This window comes from Pseudoduganella lutea (assembly GCF_004209755.1).
Taxonomy (GTDB): domain Bacteria; phylum Pseudomonadota; class Gammaproteobacteria; order Burkholderiales; family Burkholderiaceae_D; genus Rugamonas; species Rugamonas lutea.
Genome location: NZ_CP035913.1, coordinates 3,951,962 through 3,972,700, shown reverse-complemented (window position 1 = coordinate 3,972,700; position 20,739 = coordinate 3,951,962). Strand labels below are relative to the sequence as shown.

The window sequence follows — 20,739 nt, the reverse complement described above, 5'->3', positions numbered from 1 at the left end:
CATATCGAAAGACGACCCATGCATATCGACGCCGCACGCCACCTCGTCACCCGTCACCTGCTGCCGCGCTGGCCCGATGCGAAGGTGGCGATCATCGGCGGTTCGATCGCGCGCGGCGAAGCCACGCCGACGTCGGACATCGACCTGCTGCTCGTGTTCGACCGCGTCGACCACGCATGGCGCGACACGTTCAAAGTGGGTGCGCAAACGGTCGAGCTGTTCGGCCATGACCCCGCCACGTTCGACTACTTCTGCCGCACCGTCGACCGGCCCGCCGGGCGCATGCCGCTGGTCGAGATGGTGCTCGATGGCGTGAGCCTGCTGCCCGATACCGGTGCCGCCGCATGGCTGCGAACTCATGCGCGTGAGCTGTTCGATCTCGGCCCGCCGGCACCGACACCGGCGATGCTTGCCGGTCACCGCTACGCGATCACCACGCTGCTCGAAGACCTGATCGATGGCACCGCGCCCGACGAGACGCTGGCCACGGCCGTCAAGCTGTACGACACGCTGGCCCTGTTCGCGCTGCGCGCGGCCGGCGCATGGACCGGCGACGGCAAGCATCTGGCGCGGCGACTGCGCGCCGTGGACCCCGCGCTGGCCACCGACCTCGTGGCCGCGATGGCGGCGCTCGCGGCCGACCCGGCGGCCGGCAAGGCGCTGTTCGACACGGCCGCGCGGCGCACGCTGGCACCGCATGGCGGCCTGCTCCTCGAAGGTTATACGGCACCCGCGCCTGCCGGATGGCGCAGCGAGGGCATCGTTTTCCCCCTGGCGACCTGACTCGGGGATGAACGAACTTCAGCGCCGGGACACCGGGCCGCGGGCATACCGAAGTTCATATGGATGAGCCACAAAAATTCATTGGCGATCGACCGCCGTTGGGGTTATGTTGGGCTCCCCATATCGACCGCGCCCGCCGCCCCCACCATGCCGACTCCCCGCTCCCTGCGCCTCGCCATCGCGCTGGCCCTGTCTTCCACCCTGTCTTCTACTTTGCTCACCGCGCCCGCCATGGCCCAGCACGAAGCGCGCCCGGCGCAAGGCCTGTCGACGAAGACCTGGACGCCGGACAACGGCAACGGCACCTTCACCAACCCGCTGTTCTACGACGAGTTCTCCGACCCGGACATGATCCGCGTGGGCGACTGGTTCTACCTGACCGGCACCACGATGCACGCGATGCCGGGCCTGCCGGTGCTGCGCTCGAAGGACCTGGTGAACTGGGAGTTCCTGAGCTACGCCACGCCGAAGCTCGACTTCGGCCCGGCCTATCGGCTCGAAGACGGCAAGGGGATCTACGGCCGGGGCATCTGGGCGCCCAGCTTCCGCTTCCACGACGGCACCTTCTACATCTTCTCCAACGTCAACGGCCGCGGCACGCAGATCTATACGGCCACCGACCCGAAAGGCCCATGGACCCACCGCGAGATGAAGCGCAGCCTGCATGACCTGTCGGTGCTGTTCGACGACGACGGCAAGGTCTACGTGGTGTGGGACCACCAGGAAATGAAGGTGGCCCAGCTGACCGCCGACCTGACCGACCTGGTGCCCGGCACCGAGAAGGTGGTCTTCACGAAGGACCAGGGCATGGGCGAAGGTGCCCACTTCCTGAAGATCGACGGCAAGTACTACATCCTCAGCGCGAACTACGCCGGCGGCTTCCGCATGCCGGCGGCGCGCGCGGACACCCCGTTTGGTCCTTGGGAAGTAAACCACTCCATCAGCACGAACGAAGGTTTCGGCATGGCCGAGGGCAACCGGCTGAAAAAGAACACGCCCCCCTTCGAGGTGGTCCCCGGCAATCCGAAGCGACACGACTCCACCGCGATCCACCAGGGCGGCATCGTGTTCACGCCGGCCGGCGAATGGTGGGGCTACTCGATGATGGACTACAACTCGGTGGGCCGGCTGCTGTCGCTGTCGCCGGTCACGTGGCAGGATGGCTGGCCGTACTTCGGCCTGCCCGGCAACCTGGGCCGCAACCCGCGCACGTGGGTCAAGCCGAAGACGGCCGAACCGCAGCCGGCGCGCGTTCCCTACGAGCGCAGCGACGACTTTTCAGGCTCGGCGCTGAAACCGGTCTGGCAGTGGAACCATGTGCCGGTGGACGGCAAGTGGTCGCTGGCCGAGCGGCCGGGTTACCTGCGCCTGCATGCGCTGCCGGCGAAGTCGTTCTGGGAAGCGAAGAACAGCCTCACGCAGCGAGCCATCGGACCTCGCTCCTCGCCAACCGTCGTGCTGGATGCCGGCGGCCTGAAAGATGGCGACGTGGCCGGCCTGGCGCTGCTGAACCTGCCGTACGCGACACTGGGCGTGGAAAAGACCGCCAGCGGGCTGTCGATCGCCGTCTTCGACCAGGCGCGCAACACGACGAAGCGGGTCGCGGTGAAGCTCAGTGCCAATGCTCCACGCATCTGGCTGCGCGCCGATGCCGACTTCCTCACGGAAAAGGCGCGCTTCTCGTACTCGTTCGACGGCAAGACCTTCGTGCCGGTCGGCGACGAGTTCACGATGATCTTCCAGCTCGTGACGTTCCAGGGCGTGCGCTATGCCCTGTTCAATTACAACACGGCCGGTGCCGAGGGCGGCGTGGCCGACTTCGACAGCGTCGACGTCTACCAGCCCTATCCGCATGGATTGATGCGGGCGATCCCGTTCGGTAGATCGGTGACGTTGACCTCTTTTGATGCGAAGACCGGGCTGCACGCCGGCGATGGCCGCTTGTCGGCTGGCACGCCGTCCAGGTTCACAGTCGAAGACATGAAGCTGGGCCGCGTCGCGCTGCGGGCCGGTAAACAGTATGTGACGGTCGGCGCCGATGGCGCCCTGTCGCTGGCCGACGGCGCACCGGGCGAGGCGCAGAGCTTCCAGTGGATCGAGACGCCGACCGGGGAGCTGGTGCTGATGGCGCTGGCCAACAACCGCTTTGTGCGGGTGGATCCGGCCAGCGGCAAGGTATCGGTCGACAGCGCGGGGCCGTTGACCGAGAGCGGGGATGGGACGCGGTTTATCTGGAAGTAAGCTGGGAGGGCCAAGCAGGCGAATCATCACGAACAAGGACGCCAAGCCGTCGAGGTTGGCGTTCTCGAGTGAGGATCGCTTCATCGCCTCATCATCAAGGCTTCGTGCCGTCCCCGGCTGATCGCAGGGCGCGACGCAACCGCCAGTTGTCCCCGATTGCGGCGATCAGAGCCACCAGGACAAGCACCTCGAGTGCATTCTGGTCCATGTAATGCCAGAATGCCCAGGCAGCCAACGAGCATCCCAGTGCGGCCAGAATAAGAAGGATCCTGTCCTTCATCGCTGTGTCGCTGCCTGTCGATACATGTTGCGGCCTGGCGCTTCTTGATAGGTGCCTGGCCAGCGTTGAAGCGTGGCACGAAGCCACGGCCTGCCCAGATGTTTCTGGTGGGCCAGCAGCAGCACGTCGGCTAGCGAAGTTCCGTTGCCCAGTACTCGCCCGGCGGCGACTGCAATACTGCCAATAACCGCACCAACGTAGAAGGCGGCTGACAGCGCGCCAATCACGGCAAGTTGTTCCAGCCGGGTGCCCGCGACAATGAGCTCCCTGATCGTAACCTTCCGTCCAAATTTGTCGACTTGGCCGAGCAGAACCGCGGCATTGGCTACGGCCGTTTGGCACGTCCCATACAGGGATTCCGGTGCTGGTAAGCCAAGCCCATCCATGTTCTCCTTGAAATAGCGATAAAAGTCGGACATGTTCCCTCCTGTAGTTAACGTCAGGAAAGCATATCGCTGTCAGTTCGAGGCAGTTTGCGGCCGGGCAGGCTTCCGATATCGCCACAAGTAAAAAGCGGCTTGATAGCGCCCGACGAACCCATAGCTTGTTCTGATAGGAACAACCCCTTACATTGAGGCACTGTAGTCGACCGTTTTCAACTAAGATCGGACCTTGCAAGGGCACCAAAAATGAAAGTCTATCTCGACGATGAAAGAGCTACGCCAGATGGCTGGGTTCGGGTCTATTGGCCTGATGAGGCCGTGACGCTGCTATCGACCGGGAATGTCGTGGAGCTCAGTCTTGATCACGATTTAGGCAATGATGAGCGTGGCACAGGCTACGACGTAGTGCTCTGGATTGAGGAAGCAGTGGCACTGCGAGGTTTCATTCCACCGCTGATTCACGTGCACTCTGCCAATAGCTCAGCGCGGGAAAAGATGGAGGCCGGAATTGCTGCAATACGCCGACTGCAGACTACACGCCGGTAGCGGCTTTCTCCGTCAAAATGATTACTACCGGCTCAATTGCACCCGGCTGTTTTGGGGGGGTGAAAGCTGACGTACACTGTACGGCAGCAAACGGCCAAATGCATCCTTTATATTCTTACAATATTTTTGATCACGATGGCACCGAAAATCCCCGACAAGTATGCTGCTTATGAATGCGAAGATTACTTCCGGGGCAAATGGCCGGAAGACGGGTTCTTCCATGACGATTCACAGATGTTGTTGGTCGTTCCCTTGAGCGAAACCTACGTGCTTAGAAAGAAAGCCTTCTTTGCCGTGGGGCGTTCGGGAACGGACGGCATAGATTTTGGTTACCGGAAACATCACTCGGGACTTTGGGCTTTTTATCCCATTGATGAGGAGTTCAAATTCATGGCCGACAGTATTCAGTCATTGGTTGATGGTTGGTGTTCAGGATACCTTTCAGTGTAGGGACAACAGTCCAAGGTCCGCATTGGGTGAGAGCTGCCGTACACTAGCCGGCAGCAATCGGCCGGAAGCGGGCGGTTATGAGGTTGAATGGTTAAGATCGTTTCCCTCATGCCTAGCGATATCAAGGATTAGAAGAGATGGGATACCAAGACGAATACAAAGCACTTGGCGTCAAAGCCCGATGGCTTACAGAAGAACACGCAAAAAACGCTTACGCTCATGCTCTACAGTTCAGTGACACCAATCGGTACGGGCTGAATGAGAAAACGACTCACAAAATTGAACGACACATAATCGAGAGTCGGAGCGTTGCCGACATATGGTTGAAAACTCGGCTTTGCGCGCAAGGGACGCTGCAAATTATCTATGGTCCGGATCATGTTTGTGTGGTCGATGCCGAAGTTTTCCTCAAACACTGGCAGGACATTTTCGTTCCGGCCAGGGATGACGCAATCATTCTGCACAATATTGATAAGACTGTCTTTTTCTACTGTCACGAAGAAGAACTTGAGGTGGGAATCCGCGGGTTCAGAACTGTTGTGGAGTGAAGACCGTCCACAATGGGGGGCCGGAACGGCCCATGACTGCATGACCGAATTCGGCCAGCCCAAGCCTGGTCGCAGCTTCCGTGATCCGCGCTCTACTCACACGCCTTGTAAATCCAATCTTTTATAACGATCTGATCGCTATTGGGAATGCAGGTGAGTTCACAGGACCTGCCCCATGCGCATGCGACATGGCGGTCTAAAACTATCCAAAATCAGCCAAAACAATCTGTTTCGCTCCAAATAAGGTGATTGACGACTAAATTCGGTCTAAAAAAAGACGCCATCTAGTCTTATTTGATCCATTTCAACTCAACAAAAGTCTCAAACAACCTAATTTCGGCGCCGCGGTCCAATCTTTTAGACGCATATAGAAAGGAGCCGACCATGGATTACGAAGCAACCCAACCGATAAATTTCCCTATCGCTGATTTCCTGGAGCTTGAATTTCATTTAATGGATACACGTCCAGGTGTCAGGCCGGAAGCTTTCGTGGTGGAACTGGTGAAGCGATGGCTGCGTACGGAGAACGAGCGGCTTGCATTGCGGAAGAATGGGCCTGCCTTGCGCGGTTTCCAATGGAAAAACCTGTTTCTCCCCGACGGTACCCACCTGCGTACCCGCCATGGCGACACGGTCGAGTTTGCCAAGGTTTGCGGCGATCGCATCGTGTCGGACGACGGTGCGGTGCTGACTCCATCGCAGTTTGTTAATCGCCACTTGAAGGGGCGTAACGCTTGGCGCTTTGTCTGGCTGCGCTTTCCTGGCAACGAGCACTGGTTGCGTGCCGGCGACTGCCGGGTGGGTATCGATAACCACCGTCTTGGTAGACCCGAACAGACCGATACGGTCTAAGGTGATCCATACGGTCAGTACCAGCGGTGCTGATTTAGACCGGTTTCTGACTTATGCAGGACAATATCGATCCAAATCGCTTTCAAGAGGACGTTTCTAGCCCGATTTAGATCATTCCAGCTTGTTCTAGAGCGAATTAGCCAGCGCCAGGAAAAAAGCCACTTGGTCCGCATCCTGCGCTTTCCAGCCGGACCTCGTGAATATTTGCGGTGTGGAAATAACACTGACACGAAGGGCGAGGAAGAATAGCTTACAAGAACCAGCTGCAGAAAGAAAAAGGCCTGTCTCTCGACAGGCCTTCATGGTACTTGCAACTACACGACCATCAATCCCAGTTCAACGCCCCACCCGTCTGGTACTCGGTCACGCGCGTCTCGAAGAAGTTACGTTCCTTCTTCAGATCGATCATCTCGCTCATCCATGGGAACGGGTTTTCGTCCTGGTCGAACATTGGCTCCAGGCCGATCTGCACGGCGCGGCGGTTGGCGATGAAGCGCAGGTAGCCCTTGAACATGGCCGCGTTCAGGCCCAGCACGCCGCGTGGCATCGTGTCTTCGGCGTAGCGGTATTCCAGTTCCACGGCTTCCTGGAACAGTGCCTTGATTTCGTCGCGGAACTGCGGGGTCCACAGTTGCGGGTTTTCCAGCTTGATCGTGTTGATCAGGTCGATGCCGAAATTGCAGTGCATCGATTCGTCGCGCAGGATGTACTGGTACTGCTCGGCGGCGCCCGTCATCTTGTTCTGGCGGCCCAGCGCCAGGATCTGCGTGAAGCCCACGTAGAAGAACAGGCCTTCCATCAGGCAGGCGAACACGATCAGCGATTTCAGCAGCGTCTGGTCGCTTTCGGTCGTGCCGGTCGTGAAGGCCGGGTCGGTCAGCGTGTCGATGAACGGGATCAGGAACTGGTCCTTGTCGCGAATCGACTTGACTTCGTTATAGGCGTTGAAGATTTCCTGCTCATCCAGGCCGAGCGATTCCACGATGTACTGGTAGGCGTGCGTGTGGATCGCTTCCTCGAATGCCTGGCGCAGCAGGTACTGGCGGCATTCCGGCGCCGTGATGTGGCGGTAGGTGCCCAGCACGATGTTGTTGGCGGCCAGCGAGTCGGCCGTCACGAAGAAGCCCAGGTTGCGCTTGACCAGGCGGCGCTCGTCTTCGGACAGGCCGTTCGGGTTCTTCCACAGCTCGATGTCGCGCTGCATGTTCACTTCCTGCGGCATCCAGTGGTTGGCGCAGCCGGCCAGGTACTTGTCCCATGCCCACTTGTACTTGAACGGTACCAGCTGGTTGACGTCCGTCTTGCCGTTGATGATGCGCTTGTCGTCGGCGTTGACGCGGTGCGAGATCTGCTCGGCGGTGGTTTCCGGCTCGACGGCACTGATTGCCGGAGCGGCGGGCTTCGCCACGTCATCTTCCCAGTTCAACATGTTTTTGTTCCTTTGATCGGTCATGGGAACCGCCGCCATGAGGCGGCTCCCTTTTGGATTACAGATAGATGGCGACTCGGCAGGAGTCGCGCAAGGGTTTTACTGGCAGGCTTCGCACTCTTCGAAGCCCGCGTCGCCCGGGCGCAGGTAGCATGCGGCGCCTTCTTCCACCTGCTGCACCGTGTCCGGCGCGGCGTGCGTCGGCACGGCGGTGCCGGCAGTGGCCGAGGCGGCAGGGGCTGCCGAAGAGCCGATGGCGGCCGGCGACACGGCGTTCAGGGCGCCCGTCTTGGACGTGGATTTCTCCATATGCGAAGCGGCGATCGTGCGCAGGTAATACGTGGTTTTCAGGCCGCGCAGCCATGCCAGCTTGTACGTCTCGTCCAGCTTCTTGCCCGAGGCGCCGGCCATGTAGATGTTCAGCGACTGGGCCTGGTCGATCCACTTCTGGCGGCGCGACGCGGCTTCAACCAGCCAGCTCGGCGATACTTCGAACGCCGTGGCGTAGATGTCGCGCAGGTCTTGCGGCACGCGGTCGATCTTCGTCAGCGAACCGTCGAAGTACTTCAGGTCGGCGATCATCACTTCATCCCACAGGTCGCGTGCCTTCAGGTCGCGCACCAGGTAGCAGTTGATCTCGGTAAATTCGCCGGACAGGTTCGACTTCACGTACAGGTTCTGGAACGTCGGTTCGATGCAGGCCGACACGCCGATGATGTTCGAAATGGTCGCGGTCGGGGCGATCGCCACGCAGTTCGAGTTGCGCATGCCGAACTGCTTGATGCGTTCGCGCAGCGGCGTCCAGTCCATCGACGACGACATGTCCTGTTCCAGGTAGCCGCCACGCTCTTCGGCCAGCAGCTTCACGGAATCCTGCGGCAGGATGCCGCGGTCCCACAGCGAACCCTTGTACGACGCATACTGGCCGCGTTCTTCAGCCAGCTCAGTCGACGCGTAGTAGGCGTAGTAGCACACCGCTTCCATCGACGTGTCGGCGAAGTCCACCGCCGCCTGCGAGGCGTAAGGCACGCGCATCATGTGCAGGCAGTCCTGGAAGCCCATCACGCCCATGCCCACCGGGCGGTGGCGCATGTTGGCGTTGCGCGCCTTGTCGACGGCGTAGTAGTTGATGTCGATGACGTTGTCCAGCATGCGCATCGCGGTGCGGATCGTCTTCTGCAGCTTCACGTGATCGAGCTTGCCCTCTTTCATGTGCGCCGGCAGGTTCACGGAACCCAGGTTGCAGACGGCGATTTCGTCCGGGCCCGTGTTCAGCGTGATCTCGGTGCACAGGTTCGAGCTGTGCACGACGCCCACGTGCTGTTGCGGCGAACGGATGTTGCACGGATCCTTGAACGTGATCCACGGGTGGCCCGTTTCGAACAGCATCGACAGCATCTTGCGCCACAGGTCCAGCGCCTGGATCTTCTTGAACACGCGGATTTCGCCACGGGCGGCCGCGGCTTCATAGCCGAGGTAGGCCTGCTCGAACGCTTTACCGACTTTGTCGTGCAGGTCCGGCGTTTCGGACGGCGAGAACAGCGTCCACTCGCCCTTTTCCATCACGCGCTTCATGAACATGTCGGGAATCCAGTTCGCCGTGTTCATGTCGTGCGTGCGGCGGCGGTCGTCGCCGGTGTTCTTGCGCAGGTCGAGGAATTCCTCGATGTCCATGTGCCACGTTTCCAGGTAGGCGCAGACGGCGCCCTTGCGCTTGCCGCCCTGGTTCACGGCCACGGCCGTGTCGTTGACCACTTTCAGGAACGGCACCACGCCCTGCGATTTGCCGTTGGTGCCCTTGATGTGGGCGCCCAGTGCGCGCACCGGGGTCCAGTCGTTGCCCAGGCCACCGGCGAATTTCGCCAGCAGCGCGTTTTCCTTGATGGCGTCGTAGATGCCTTCCAGGTCGTCGGACACGGTGGTGAGGTAGCACGACGACAGCTGCGAGCGCAGCGTGCCCGAGTTGAACAGCGTCGGCGTCGACGACATGAAGTCGAACGAGGACAGCAGGTTGTAGAACTCGATTGCGCGCGCTTCGCGGTTTTCCTCGTTCAGCGCCAGGCCCATCGCCACGCGCATGTAGAACGCCTGCGGCATTTCGATGCGCACGTCGCGGATGTGCAGGAAGTAGCGGTCATACAGCGTTTGCAGGCCGATGTAGCCGAACTGCAGGTCGCGGTCGGCCACCAGGGCCTTGGCCAGCTTGGCCAGGTCGAACTCGGCCAGTTTCGGGTCCAGCAGCTCGGCGGCGATACCTTTGGCCACGTATTGCGGGAAGTATTCCACGTAGGTCGCGGCGGCCTGCGCTTGCGGGGTTTCCTTGCCGAAGACTTCCCGGCGGATCACGTGCAGCAGGATGCGGGCGGTGACCTGCGAATAGGCCGGGTCCTTTTCCATCAGCGCGCGGGCAGCCAGGATGGCGGACTTGTACAGCTCTTCGACGGGCACGCCGTCATACAGGTTGCGGAACGTTTCGGACAGGATCGCATCCGCGTCCACGTGCTTTTCCAGGCCGGAGCAGGCGGCGTCGATCAGGTCGCGCACTTCCTGCACCACCAGCGGGCGGCGCTGGCCGTTTTCCGTGACATGCAGTTCCGGCTCGGCGACGTCGGCGTTGCCGGCGGCGGCCTTCTTGGCACGGCGCTCTTCCATCTGCTTGGCGCGGTACAGCACGTAGGCCTTGGCCACGTCGTGCTCGCCGGAGCGCATCAGCGCCAGTTCCACCTGGTCCTGCACGTCTTCGATGTGGAACGTGCCGCCGGAAGGCTGGCGGCGCACCAGGGCATTCACCACATTGTTCGTCAGCTGTTCGGCCAGGTCGCGGATGCGCGCCGACGCGGCGCCGGGGCCGCCCTGCACGGCCAGGAAAGCCTTGGTCATGGCGACATTGATCTTCGACGGCTCGAAGGCGACGACGGCGCCGTTGCGGCGGATGATGCGGTAGTCGCCCAGGGCGGCTGCCGTGGTCAGCCCGCTGGCCGGCTGCGCTGCGGCCGCTGGAACCTGCTGGGCCGATGGGGTGGTGATGTCTTGGTTGGATTGCATGTATGTACGCTCCCGATTAAGTGTTCGGAACAAATTCTGTTGCCATGGATGGGATCAAACCCAGGGATCAACCCGGCATGAAACTAATGAAAACTGAGATAAAACTGAGATCAAAACGGCAAAACCGGGCCCTCGAACACATCGTCCGAATGACACGCGGCTGCCGGGTTTCGCCCGGTGGCTGATCAGGTGGTGCAGGTTCAAGCGCCTCGCAGCGGGGCCGGTTACCTGGTGATGACGTGCGCCATGTACCAGGCAGGTCATCAAGAGTTATCAACGGACTTATCAACCGGCTTATCAACCGATTTTGCCGAGTTACCCACCAAGTTATCCACCAAAGCACTAGATTTAGTGCACCACACAATCTATGACACTAATTGTAGTGAGCGCGATAGCTCGCGACAAGGACTATGACCGAAAATTCTTTGCCAGAATGACTAATAATTCAGTTGACTTTTCAGGCCCTCGATAAGACCGGGCTTTCTTGGCAAAGCAAGCGCTAACCTGTCAAATGTGCTAGGGATGCACGATTGCCCAACGGTTGAGCAGCATTGGCAAAGTGTCTGGTGTCTGACACTATTTTCCGGACGCCTCATCGGAAAATAGTGTCAGACACCGGTTCTCCCGTGCGCTGGCAAACACCGGTGTCCGACACCTTTTCCTGCGGAAAAGTGTCCGACACCAGACCCCTCCACCTGCCGCAGGCAGCATCGTCCCACGACGAGGCCGGGCATTATAGCCGAGTTACCTCATCCATTCAGACCGCCCCTGCTCAGCCTTCGGGCTCCTGGATGCCCAGTTTCTGCATCTGGTAGCGCAGCTGCCGGAAACTGATGCCGAGCAGTTGCGCGGCCTGGGTGCGGTTGTACTGGGTCTGGTCGAGGGCGCGCACGATGATCTCGCGCTCGACCCGCTCGAGGTAGGCCGGCAGGTTTGAGGGGAGTACCGATAAATCGGGTAGCGGCGGCATCCGCTCGCCGGCCGGCACGGCGGCAGGCGACAAGGCCACCTCGGCAGCCGTTGCGGGCGGCGCGGGCACCGCTGCGACCGCGGACGCCGCGGGCGCCTCGGCCAGCCTGGCCCCCTTCAGCGCCAGGTCGGCCACCTCGATCACGCCATCGTTGGAAAACGCCAGCGCGCGCTCCAGGATATTTTCCAGCTCGCGTACATTGCCGGGGAAGCTGTAGCCGCGCAGCGCGTCGAGCACGCCCGGCCCCAGCGTGGCCGGCTGGCCGCCCGCGGCGGACAGGCGCGCCAGGATCGCTTCCGTCAGGACCGGCAGGTCGTCGAGCCGCTCGCGCAGCGGCGGCAGCGACAGTTCGATCACGTTCAGCCGGTAGAACAGGTCTTGCCGGAACTTGCCCTGCTCCACGCAGCGCGCCAGGTCCTGGTGCGTGGCGCTGACGATGCGCACGTCCACCGGCTCCTCGGCGGTGGCGCCGATCTTGCGCACGCGCCGCTCCTGGATCGCGCGCAGCAGCTTCACCTGCATCGGCAACGGCAGGTCCGCCACTTCGTCGAGCATCAGCGTGCCGCCGTTGGCGGCCTGGAAGAAGCCGTCGCGTTCGTCCGCCGCGCCCGTGAAGGCGCCCTTGCGGTAGCCGAAGAACTCGGCCTCCATCAGCGCCTCGGGGATCGCGCCGCAATTGACGGCGATGAACGGCTTGTCGGCGCGCGCGCCCTGCGCGTGGATTTCGCGGGCCGCCAGTTCCTTGCCGGAGCCCGATTCGCCGGTGATCGCGATCGGCGCCATCGAGCGGGCCAGCCGGGCGATCTGCGCGCGCAGCGCCTGCATGGCCGCCGATTGCCCCTTCAGGCGGCTGTCCACCGGTTCCGCGCTCGGCACGGCGGGCCCGGATGGCACGTTCAGCTTCAATGCCGACTGCACCATCAGGCGCAGCTGGTCGAGCTGCAGCGGCTTTGTCACGTAATCGAATGCGCCGGCCTTGAGTGCCACCACGGCGTTTTCCGCGCTGCCGAATGCGGTCACCACGGCCACCGGCAGGTTGCGGCCGCTGGCGGCGATTTCGCGCACCAGGTCCAGGCCCAGGCCGTCCGGCAGGCGCATGTCGGTCAGCACGAGGTCATGGTCATGGGCCGCCAGCAGCGCGCGGGCGCTTTTCAGGTCGGCGGCGCCGTCCACGTCCAGCCCCATCTTCAGCAGCGTGATCTCCAGCAGGTCGCGCAGGTCGTCTTCATCGTCGACGACCAGGACACGAGGCGAAACGCGCGGGGCGCCGCGGGGTGAATGGCTCATGCTTTATCTTCCCGTGACAGGTGCGCGAACGTGATGACGAACCGGCCGGACGACACCGGCGCGGCCACCGGGCCGGCATCGAAGCGGTATTCGTAGTCCAGCATCGCATCGTTGTTCAGGCACAGCTCCCGCGCCAGGTACAGGCCCAGGCCGGTGCCTTTCGACGATGTAGTGTAGAACGGTTCGAACAGGTGGGCCCGCACCTCTGTGGAAATGCCGGGACCGTCGTCCTGCACGTGCAGCTCCGGCGGGCGACCCTGTACCCGCACCACGAACAGCCGGATCGACGACGGCCCCTTGCTGGCATAGCGGATCGCATTGCCGAGCAGGTTGAGGAGTACTTCGCGCAGGTGCAGCGGGTCGAAGCGCACCGTCACGTCGCTGACCTTGCCGATGTCGAGCATGCGCGGGTCGAGCCCGTGGGTTTCGTCGAACTCCGCCTTCAGCTCGGCCACCAGCGCGGCCAGCGCCAGCGGTTCGCCCTGCACATGCGCCTTGCGCGACAGCTGCAGGATATCTTCGACCATGCGGTTCACGCGGGCCACGTTGTCGCCGATGATCTTCAGCAGCCGGGCATGCACCGGCGCATCCAGGTCTTCGGCCAGCAGCGAATTGGCATGGCCGATCGCGGACAGCGGGTTGCGCACCTCGTGGGCGATGCTGGCGGTGAGCCGGCCCATCGATGCCAGTTTCAGTTGCTGCGCCTGGTTTTCGATGGCCGTCACATCCTGCAGGAAGATCACGTTGCGCTCGGTGCCCAGTTCCATCGTCTCGGCGGCGGCGAAGCGCACCTTCAGGTGTGCCGCCAGGTCGGCGCGCACGCTCCAGGCGGTCGTCAGCTCCTGCAGCGCCGGGTCCGTATAAGGCTTGATCGTCACGTACACGGTATGCCGGGCCGGGTCGGCGCGCCAGTCCTCGTAGGCTTGCGCGATGGGGTGCAGCGACGGCAGCGCGCCCAGCCGCAGGCCCAGCGCGCCGGACAGGCCCAGCATCTGCAGCGAGGCCGGATTGCCCGCCAGCAGTTCGCCGTTCGGGCCCACGACCACGATACCGTCGCCGGCCTGCGACATGACGAGGCGGTTGACGGCCTGCTGCACGCCGATCTCGATGCCGCGCTGGACCGCCAGCGCTTCCTGGTTGATCAGCCGCGCCGCCATCCGGTTGACCACCAGCACGGCGGCAAAGAACGCCGCGCCATACAGGCCGGCCTGCAGCACGGCCATGTCGCCGTTGCCTTCCAGCGCGCGCCAGGTGCTTTCGGCCAGCATGTACAGCGATGCCAGTGCGGCCCAGAACAGGGCCAGCACGAGCGGCGCGAGGATGGCGCAGCCGGCCAGCGGGAACAGGTACAGGATAGCCAGTCCGCTGCGCACGCCGCCGGCCGCTGTAAACAATAGCGAGATGACGACGAGGTCGCAGGTGACCTGGGACAGCAGTTGCACGAGAAAGCGGCGGCGCCACCAGGCGGCCGTCAGCGCGAACACGATCGCCAGGAACAGGTACGCCGCGCACGTTTGCGCATACAGGAAGTCGCCCGTCGAATGCAGGCCGCGGCTGTCGAGGCTCAAGTAAATCAGCAGCACGAGCGCGATGACGACCCGCGTGGCGTTGAGCGTTTGCAGCGAGCGCCAGAACGTGTCGCGGGCCGCGGGGAACAGCGCCGGCACCGGGCGCGCATTGGCTCCCGAATTGGCCTCCGCATCGGCTCCCGCCTTGGCTCCCGCTTCGGCTCCCGTATATGTCACCGCGCCGGCCGCCTTGTTGTGCACATCATCTTGCGCACCGCATTGCGCACATCATTTCAGCGGCGCGTGGGCGGGGCTGCAGTAGTCGCGCCCTTCGATCGGCACGTTTTCGGATGCGGGGAAATACACGCCGCATTGCGCGCAGCGCAGCATTTCCTCGGACGCCACGACCTGGCGCTGCTCGGAAGGCTGCGGCGGTTGCTGCTGTTGCTGCTGCTGGCGCCGTGCCTCCTCCTGCCGGCGCTGCGATTGCTTCAGCTTGGAACGGATGGCGAAATACACCAGCAGCGCGAGTGCCAGCCAGAACAGGATACGTGTCATGCGAAACCTCGGTGTAGCACTACTTCCAGAACAAAACGGCTGCCGACATAGGCCAGCAGCAGCGTGGCGAATCCCGCCAGCGTAAACGACAGCGCCGTCTTGCCGCGCCAGCCGCGGAAGTGGCGGCCGGCCAGCAGCGCCGCGAACAGTATCCACGACAGCATCGTGAACACGGATTTGTGGTCCCACTTCAGTGCCTGGCCGAACAGCTGCTCGGAAAACACGATACCCGACAGCACGGTAAGGCTGAGCAGCGCGAAGCCGAAACCGATCAGGCGGAACAGCAGTTTTTCCATCGTCAGCAGCGCGGGCAGCTGGTCCAGCGCGGCCGACAGGAACGTGACCTGCTCGCTACGGGTATGCAGCCGCGATTCCTGCAATGCCATCAGCACCGCGTGGAACGCGGCGATCGTCAGCGTGCTGTAGGCCAGCGTGGCGATCGCGATATGCCAGCCGAACATCGGCGAGCGCCCTTCCAGCGCGATCAGCGCGCCCGGGAACAATGCCTGCAGCGCGCTGGCGATGGCGGCAACCGGCATGACCATGCGGCGCAGGCCGTCGAGCGCGAAATTGCGGTTCTCGATCCAGTAGGCGCCCACCGAGATCCACAATGCCGACGACAGCATGGCCGCGAAGCCGAGCCGCAGCGACCCGGGCACCACCACGTCCATCCACAGCCCGGCCCCGTGCACCAGCCATGCCAGCGCGGTCACGGCGGCAATCGGCTTCGCCCTGGCGGCGGGCAGTGAAGCGCACACGATATACAGCAGCGCGGCTGCGATCAAAAGAATGGTCTGCATCCGCGCAGTTTACACTAACGCGGCCATGCCGGCGGGTGGGCAAAAGCGCCGAAGTTCGGTGTCTGACACCATTTTCCAAGGGAAAATGGTGTCAGACACCGGTTTTCCTGGCGCCTGCCAATCGCGCCGATCGTGCGAAAACCGGCGTCCGACAATTTTTTCTGGAAACACCATCCAGAAAAAAATGTCCGACACCAGAGCCAACGCTAATCCACCGCGGCAAGCCGCAGCTCGTCGTGATGGTGGCGCTGCTGCTCTTCCATCACGAGCAGTCCCAGCTCGCGCTTGAGGGCGTTGAAGTCGGCGGCGGCCGGGTCGCGCAGGCGGGGCAGGTCGACGAGGATGTCGCGCTTGATCGTGCCCGGCCGGTAGGTCATCACCACGATGCGGTCGGCGAGGTAAATCGCTTCCTCGATCGAGTGCGTGACGAAGATGATCGTCTTCTTCAGCTCGGACCAGATGCGCAGCAGCTCGTCCTGCAGGTTGCGCCGCGTGAGCGCGTCGAGCGCGCCGAACGGTTCATCCATCAGCATGATCGGCGAGTCGAGCGCCAGCACGCGGGCGATCGCCACGCGCTGGCGCATGCCGCCGGAAAGGTCCTTCGGATAGCGCTGGCGAAAGTCGGACAGCGACAGCATCGCCAGCAGCTTGTCGACGGTGGCGCGGATCTGCGCCTTCGGCTGGCCCTTGATTTCCAGGCCGAAGGCCACGTTGTCCTCGACCGTCATCCACGGAAACAGCGCATATTCCTGGAACACCATGCCCCGTTCCGGCCCCGGCGCCGTCACCAGCTGGCCATCGGCCCTGATGCTGCCCGTGGAGGGCAGCGCGAAGCCGGCCACCGCGTTCAGCAGCGTCGACTTGCCGCAGCCGGATGGCCCCAGCAGGCAGACGAACTGGCCACGCGGGATGGCCAGGTCGATGTCCTTCAGGGCCACCACTTCGCGCCCGCCGGTGGCAAACACCTTGCTCACGCCCGCCACGGTGATGTGCGGCGCGCCCTCCTCCGTATTCATGTCGGCACCCATCTCAGTTCTCCAGGCCGCGGTGCCAGCGCAGCAGGTGGTTGTTCAGCCGGTTGACGCCCACGTCGATGGCCAGCCCGAGCAGGCCGATCGTGAACATGCCGGCGATGATCTTGTCGGACCAGAAGTACTCGCGCGCCTCCGTGATGCGGAACCCGAGCCCGTTGCTCACGGCGATCATCTCGGCCACGATGACGACGATGAACGCGGTGCCGATGCCGATCCGCACGCCCGACAATATATAAGGCACGGCCGCCGGCAGGATCACGCGCACGAACAGCGTGCCGCCCGAGGCGCCCAGGTTGCGCGCGGCGCGGATGTAGATGCCATCCACCTGGCGCACGCCGGCGATCGTGTTCATCAGCACGGGAAAGAACGCGCCCAGCGCGATCAGGAACACGGCCGGCGGGTTGCCCAGCCCGAACCACAGGATCGACAACGGAATGTAGGCGATCGGCGGGATCGGCCGCAGCAGTTGCACCAGGGGATTCAACCACGCATACATGCGCGGGCTGGCGCCCATCGACAGCCCGATCGGCAAGGCCAGCCCGGCGCCGATGGCGAAACCGACCACCACTCTATATAGAGAGCCCAGCGAATCGTGGATCAGCTCCCCGGAAAACGCCCACGCCAGCCACGATTGCGTGGCCGGGTCGCGCGGCTGCAGCGGCAGCAGGTATTCGACCCACTTCGTCACCACCGCCCACGGCGATGGCAGCACCTGCGGATTTACCCACCCCAGGCTGGACGCCAGCTGCCATACGGCGACCACGGCCACCGGCACCACGAGGCCGATGCCCGCTTCACGCCAGTCGATGCGCGCCATGCCGCCTCCCTACTTGACGCCGAGGCTCTTGCGCGCCTGCTCCAGCAGGTCGGTCTTCACCCAGTCCTTCGCCACCGGCGGGCGGCTCATGCGGCCGACACCGGTCTTGACCATCACGTCGGTCGTGGTCTGGATGTGTTCGACCGAGATGTCATACACGTACGGCGAATTGCCGATCGCGTCCTCGAAATCGTCCTTGGTGATCTGGCCCTTGAACACCACCTCGCGCACGTATTTTTCCGCGACGGCCTTGTTGTCGATGAAGGTCTTCGTGGCTTCGACGAAGCAGCGCATGAACTTCTCGGCCACCGGCCGGCGCTCCTTGTAGAACTTCTCGGTCATCACCATCGTGCGCACCGGCTCGCCGATCGGCGTGTTGTACGGCTTCATGATCTCGTTGCCGAAACCCTTGTTGATCGCCTGCGACGATTGGGGTTCGGACTGCATCATCGCATCGATGTTCTTGCCCAGCAGCGCCTGGTTCAGGTCGGCGTAGGCCAGGAACACGAGGCGCACGTCCTTGCCCGGCTGGTCCGAGGCCGTAAGCCCGGCCTGCTGCAGTTCGGCCAGCAGCAGCACTTCCTGGATGCCGCCGCGCGTGACGCCCACACGCTTGCCCTTCAAATCCTTGATCGACTTCATGGCCAGGTCGGTGCGGCCCACGAGCCGCGCGCCGCCCTTGGCAAAACCGGCCACCACGTAGATCGGCGCACCGCCGGCGCGGCCGGAGATCGCCGCCTCGGACGCCGTGGCACCCACGTCGAGTTCACCGGCGATGATCGCCTGCATCACGTCCAGCCCCTTGGCGAACACGTGTTCCTCGACCTTGATGCCGCACTTCGGCGCGATCTCCTTGATATAGGAGACCGCCCCGTAATGGGCGAATTTCAGGTTGCCCAGCCTGATCACATCCTGCGCCTGCGCGCCCTGGACCGCGCCGAGCGCCAGCACTGCCGTCACCACCATTGCCACCATCGACTTCCGCTTCATCCGCTTCTCCCCGATTGTTTGAACAGCAGGGCCATCATAGCAAGCCCTGCCATGCAAAGGTGAGGACTTCATGGTGTGTGCCGGTCATGCTGCCGCACGCGCGCCAGCCGGTCGGCCGTGTCCGGGTGGCTGGACAGGTAGGCCGGCACGTGGGGACCTTTGTGCTCCAGCCGCTGGAACGCCTCGAAGACCCGTTCCAGGTACGCCAGCGGCTGGCCGTTCCGCTCCAGCAGCGCCACGGCGTAATCGTCGGCCTCGCGCTCCGCGTCGCGTGAATAATGCAGGTCCAGCGCCAGCGCCGGCAGGCCGGCCACCAGCGAACTGGCGTCACCGGAGATCAGCAGGCCTGCCGCCGCGACGGCGGATCCCTGGATCAGCCGCCGCGTCAGGTGGCGGCCGTGCAGGTGGCCCAGTTCATGGGCCAGCGTGGCCATCACGGCGCCGTCGTCATCCTGCAGTAGCTCCACCATCTCGTCGGTCAGCACGATGTGGCCCGACGGCAGCGCGAACGCGTTCGGGCCGATGCGGCTCTTGCGGAACACCAGGTGCCACTCGGGAGCCGGCCCGTCGACCGTCTCGGGCGGCACCAGCCGCGCAAAGCGCGCCGCCAGTTCGCCGCGCCGCGCCTCGGGCAGGCGGCTGGGCGAGAACACGTGCCGGTCCAGTAGCGCCAGCGTGCCCTGCCCGATCTGGCGTTCGACCGATACGGGGAGATTGTGCGCCACCAGGTCGGCGGCGGCCGGCAGCACGAACAGGTAGCTCACGACCAGCACGCCGGCTGTCACGCAGATCGCGGCGATCGCGCTGCGCCAGCTTTGCTGGGCCCGCACCACGATGCTGTCGCGGTGGCCCGTGGCGTGCAGCAGCGCGTCGAGCGCCGCCTGGTCGTCCGCCTCGAACGTGGCTTCGTCGGGAAACGTCAGCTTGCGCGGTGCGCGGGCGATGCGCTCGGCCACGCGCATTTCCGCCAGCGGCGTGCTGCGCTGCGCGTCGCCCGTCAGGTGCACCGCGCCGTCGTGCACCGCCAGCGTGACGCGGTGCGCGCGCGACGTGACGCCGTCGAAGTAGCTGCCGGACAGTTCCTGGTGCATCATCACAGCGCCAGGTCGAAGCCGCCCAGGTCCGCGGCGCCTTCGCCGATCGCGCCGATCTCGGCTCGCTGGCCGGCGGTAATGTCGTCCAGGCTGCCGTTCACGACCAGCGACGTGCAATCGAGGCGGTATTTCGCCGCGCGCACGACAGCGAACGGAATGAACATGCCCAGCGTGAAGATGATCGCCAGCGTGTTGGTGATGTACAGCGATGCCAGCCCCTTCATCGTCATCGTCGAGCGGAAGCCGTGCTGGCCGAGGTAGGTGTGGTTCCAGATCAGGTTCTGGAGCGCGGCCATGGCCACGAACATCACGCACAGCATGAAGGGATACACCACTGCAAACGGTACCCAAACCGCCCAGCTCTCCTTGTGTACGCCGGAGATAACGACAATGAAGGTGATGATCGCGGATCCGATCATGGCCAGCAGCATCATGCCGACCACGCCAAAATAGACCTTGTAGAAGCCGCGCACTGGCGCATCGAAGGCAAATGGCACGTTACCGTAGCGGCTGTTCGTGTGCTGGAAGCGCTTGATGCGCTGGTGGACGAACGGGTACAGCAGGCCAAGGCTCAGCACGCCCAGAAGCGGCAGCAGGAGGTAGTGGAAATAGGCCGCTTTCGCGCTGCCGCCGAATCCGAACCGGATGCCGCGATAGCTGCTGTTATACAAGGCAAACTGCAGGCTCTTCCAGACCAGCCACGGCATCACGGCCATCACCAATGCCAGCATCGCCATGCCGGCGGTCAGTGAAAATTGCAAGGCGAGGTTATAGCCGCCGAACAGCAAGGCGGCCACGATGCGTCCTTTCAGGATCGCGCCCGGCTTCGCGTGGTATTCGAACCCGCCGCCGGCAAGGCGCGTGTTTGCATAAAAGTACTGATTGGTCCGCACCTTCGCCCAGGCCGAGTAGATGCCCAGCGTGACGATCGTCAGCAGCAGGTTGACGATCCAGATCCGGAAATACTCGCTGCCCGTTGCGGTGAACGCAAAGCCTTCTTCCCGGCTCTGCGGCTCCACCTGCTCTACTGCTGCACTGCCGCTATGATTGCTGCTCATGCTGCTCCCCATGATAGTGATGAAAGTGAACGAGCAACGATGACGGCGCCTTGAAACGTTGTCAAT

General features: G+C 63.1%; 18 protein-coding genes. 6 read left to right on the top strand and 12 right to left on the bottom strand.

Annotated elements, in window-relative coordinates:
• The first annotated feature begins 18 nt into the window (after nucleotides 1-18).
• Together EWM63_RS16880 and EWM63_RS16875 are read left to right on the top strand one after the other, a co-directional pair.
• Complete coding sequence (locus EWM63_RS16880; RefSeq protein ID WP_130187571.1) at nucleotides 19-783, top strand: nucleotidyltransferase domain-containing protein; 765 nt, start codon at nucleotides 19-21, stop codon at nucleotides 781-783.
• A 147-nt stretch (nucleotides 784-930) separates the two neighbouring features.
• The gene (locus tag EWM63_RS16875) at nucleotides 931-3,024 is read left to right on the top strand and encodes a glycoside hydrolase family 43 protein (RefSeq protein ID WP_130187570.1); all 2,094 of its coding nucleotides are present in this window, start codon (nucleotides 931-933) and stop codon (nucleotides 3,022-3,024) included.
• A gap of 276 nt (nucleotides 3,025-3,300) precedes the next feature.
• Here the strand turns inward: EWM63_RS16875 and EWM63_RS16870 are convergent, their stop codons facing one another.
• Nucleotides 3,301-3,723 (bottom strand): hypothetical protein, encoded by a 423-nt coding sequence (locus EWM63_RS16870; RefSeq protein WP_130187569.1) that lies wholly within the window; start codon nucleotides 3,721-3,723, stop codon nucleotides 3,301-3,303.
• A gap of 210 nt (nucleotides 3,724-3,933) precedes the next feature.
• On the opposite strand from EWM63_RS16870, the gene EWM63_RS16865 reads away from it, so the two are divergent.
• The 4 genes from EWM63_RS16865 (at nucleotide 3,934) to EWM63_RS16850 (ending at nucleotide 6,083) form a co-directional block, all read left to right on the top strand.
• A complete protein-coding gene (locus tag EWM63_RS16865; RefSeq protein ID WP_130187568.1) occupies nucleotides 3,934-4,233 on the top strand; it encodes a cyclic-phosphate processing receiver domain-containing protein in 300 nt (99 codons plus the stop codon).
• A gap of 135 nt (nucleotides 4,234-4,368) precedes the next feature.
• Nucleotides 4,369-4,683 (top strand): hypothetical protein, encoded by a 315-nt coding sequence (locus tag EWM63_RS16860; RefSeq protein WP_130187567.1) that lies wholly within the window; start codon nucleotides 4,369-4,371, stop codon nucleotides 4,681-4,683.
• A gap of 137 nt (nucleotides 4,684-4,820) precedes the next feature.
• Nucleotides 4,821-5,231 (top strand): hypothetical protein, encoded by a 411-nt coding sequence (locus EWM63_RS16855; protein WP_130187566.1) that lies wholly within the window; start codon nucleotides 4,821-4,823, stop codon nucleotides 5,229-5,231.
• A gap of 384 nt (nucleotides 5,232-5,615) precedes the next feature.
• Nucleotides 5,616-6,083, top strand: a complete 468-nt coding sequence (locus EWM63_RS16850; protein ID WP_130187565.1) for a hypothetical protein — start codon at nucleotides 5,616-5,618, stop codon at nucleotides 6,081-6,083.
• A gap of 325 nt (nucleotides 6,084-6,408) precedes the next feature.
• Here EWM63_RS16850 and EWM63_RS16845 read toward each other — a convergent pair whose 3' ends face one another.
• From EWM63_RS16845 to EWM63_RS16795, 11 genes are all read right to left on the bottom strand, one after another.
• On the bottom strand, nucleotides 6,409-7,512 hold the full coding sequence (locus tag EWM63_RS16845; RefSeq protein ID WP_130187564.1) for a ribonucleotide-diphosphate reductase subunit beta: 1,104 nt from the start codon (nucleotides 7,510-7,512) through the stop codon (nucleotides 6,409-6,411).
• A 99-nt stretch (nucleotides 7,513-7,611) separates the two neighbouring features.
• The gene (locus tag EWM63_RS16840; protein ID WP_130187563.1) at nucleotides 7,612-10,557 is read right to left on the bottom strand and encodes a ribonucleoside-diphosphate reductase subunit alpha; all 2,946 of its coding nucleotides are present in this window, start codon (nucleotides 10,555-10,557) and stop codon (nucleotides 7,612-7,614) included.
• Nucleotides 10,558-11,329: 772 nt separating this feature from the next.
• Nucleotides 11,330-12,814 (bottom strand): sigma-54-dependent transcriptional regulator, encoded by a 1,485-nt coding sequence (locus tag EWM63_RS16835; protein WP_130187562.1) that lies wholly within the window; start codon nucleotides 12,812-12,814, stop codon nucleotides 11,330-11,332.
• On the bottom strand, nucleotides 12,811-14,481 hold the full coding sequence (locus tag EWM63_RS16830; RefSeq protein ID WP_130190432.1) for a sensor histidine kinase: 1,671 nt from the start codon (nucleotides 14,479-14,481) through the stop codon (nucleotides 12,811-12,813). The genes EWM63_RS16835 and EWM63_RS16830 overlap by 4 nt, the downstream gene beginning before the upstream one ends.
• 129 nt (nucleotides 14,482-14,610) lie before the next feature.
• Nucleotides 14,611-14,880: a PP0621 family protein gene (locus tag EWM63_RS16825; RefSeq protein WP_130187561.1), complete on the bottom strand. Its 270-nt coding sequence runs from the start codon at nucleotides 14,878-14,880 to the stop codon at nucleotides 14,611-14,613.
• Nucleotides 14,877-15,680, bottom strand: coding sequence for a cytochrome C assembly family protein (locus EWM63_RS16820; RefSeq protein WP_130187560.1), 804 nt, complete (start codon nucleotides 15,678-15,680; stop codon nucleotides 14,877-14,879). The genes EWM63_RS16825 and EWM63_RS16820 overlap by 4 nt, the downstream gene beginning before the upstream one ends.
• Nucleotides 15,681-15,886: 206 nt before the next feature.
• Nucleotides 15,887-16,708 carry an ABC transporter ATP-binding protein gene (locus tag EWM63_RS16815; RefSeq protein WP_229487339.1) on the bottom strand — a complete coding sequence of 274 codons (822 nt, stop codon included), beginning with the start codon at nucleotides 16,706-16,708 and terminating at the stop codon, nucleotides 15,887-15,889.
• A 1-nt stretch (nucleotide 16,709) separates the two neighbouring features.
• The gene (locus EWM63_RS16810) at nucleotides 16,710-17,531 is read right to left on the bottom strand and encodes an ABC transporter permease (RefSeq protein ID WP_130187559.1); all 822 of its coding nucleotides are present in this window, start codon (nucleotides 17,529-17,531) and stop codon (nucleotides 16,710-16,712) included.
• Nucleotides 17,532-17,540: 9 nt separating this feature from the next.
• Nucleotides 17,541-18,521 carry an ABC transporter substrate-binding protein gene (locus EWM63_RS16805; RefSeq protein ID WP_371861097.1) on the bottom strand — a complete coding sequence of 327 codons (981 nt, stop codon included), beginning with the start codon at nucleotides 18,519-18,521 and terminating at the stop codon, nucleotides 17,541-17,543.
• A gap of 68 nt (nucleotides 18,522-18,589) precedes the next feature.
• A complete protein-coding gene (locus tag EWM63_RS16800) occupies nucleotides 18,590-19,615 on the bottom strand; it encodes a M48 family metallopeptidase (RefSeq protein ID WP_307720779.1) in 1,026 nt (341 codons plus the stop codon).
• The gene (locus EWM63_RS16795; RefSeq protein WP_130187558.1) at nucleotides 19,615-20,673 is read right to left on the bottom strand and encodes a YjgN family protein; all 1,059 of its coding nucleotides are present in this window, start codon (nucleotides 20,671-20,673) and stop codon (nucleotides 19,615-19,617) included. Before EWM63_RS16795 ends, EWM63_RS16800 begins: the two co-directional genes overlap by 1 nt.
• Nucleotides 20,674-20,739 lie beyond the last annotated feature (66 nt).

What these genes read in the sequence shown, in the direction of transcription:
- EWM63_RS16850 (WP_130187565.1), top strand. Translation starts at nt 5,616, where the DNA reads ATGGATTACGAAGCAACCCAACCGATAAATTTCCCTATCGCTGATTTC.
- EWM63_RS16845 (WP_130187564.1), bottom strand. Translation starts at nt 7,512, where the DNA reads ATGTTGAACTGGGAAGATGACGTGGCGAAGCCCGCCGCTCCGGCAATC.
- EWM63_RS16855 (WP_130187566.1), top strand. Translation starts at nt 4,821, where the DNA reads ATGGGATACCAAGACGAATACAAAGCACTTGGCGTCAAAGCCCGATGG.
- EWM63_RS16800 (WP_307720779.1), bottom strand. Translation starts at nt 19,615, where the DNA reads ATGATGCACCAGGAACTGTCCGGCAGCTACTTCGACGGCGTCACGTCG.
- EWM63_RS16865 (WP_130187568.1), top strand. Translation starts at nt 3,934, where the DNA reads ATGAAAGTCTATCTCGACGATGAAAGAGCTACGCCAGATGGCTGGGTT.
- EWM63_RS16840 (WP_130187563.1), bottom strand. Translation starts at nt 10,557, where the DNA reads ATGCAATCCAACCAAGACATCACCACCCCATCGGCCCAGCAGGTTCCA.
- EWM63_RS16880 (WP_130187571.1), top strand. Translation starts at nt 19, where the DNA reads ATGCATATCGACGCCGCACGCCACCTCGTCACCCGTCACCTGCTGCCG.
- EWM63_RS16835 (WP_130187562.1), bottom strand. Translation starts at nt 12,814, where the DNA reads ATGAGCCATTCACCCCGCGGCGCCCCGCGCGTTTCGCCTCGTGTCCTG.
- EWM63_RS16805 (WP_371861097.1), bottom strand. Translation starts at nt 18,521, where the DNA reads ATGAAGCGGAAGTCGATGGTGGCAATGGTGGTGACGGCAGTGCTGGCG.
- EWM63_RS16875 (WP_130187570.1), top strand. Translation starts at nt 931, where the DNA reads ATGCCGACTCCCCGCTCCCTGCGCCTCGCCATCGCGCTGGCCCTGTCT.
- EWM63_RS16825 (WP_130187561.1), bottom strand. Translation starts at nt 14,880, where the DNA reads ATGACACGTATCCTGTTCTGGCTGGCACTCGCGCTGCTGGTGTATTTC.
- EWM63_RS16815 (WP_229487339.1), bottom strand. Translation starts at nt 16,708, where the DNA reads ATGGGTGCCGACATGAATACGGAGGAGGGCGCGCCGCACATCACCGTG.
- EWM63_RS16795 (WP_130187558.1), bottom strand. Translation starts at nt 20,673, where the DNA reads ATGAGCAGCAATCATAGCGGCAGTGCAGCAGTAGAGCAGGTGGAGCCG.
- EWM63_RS16820 (WP_130187560.1), bottom strand. Translation starts at nt 15,680, where the DNA reads ATGCAGACCATTCTTTTGATCGCAGCCGCGCTGCTGTATATCGTGTGC.
- EWM63_RS16870 (WP_130187569.1), bottom strand. Translation starts at nt 3,723, where the DNA reads ATGTCCGACTTTTATCGCTATTTCAAGGAGAACATGGATGGGCTTGGC.
- EWM63_RS16860 (WP_130187567.1), top strand. Translation starts at nt 4,369, where the DNA reads ATGGCACCGAAAATCCCCGACAAGTATGCTGCTTATGAATGCGAAGAT.
- EWM63_RS16810 (WP_130187559.1), bottom strand. Translation starts at nt 17,531, where the DNA reads ATGGCGCGCATCGACTGGCGTGAAGCGGGCATCGGCCTCGTGGTGCCG.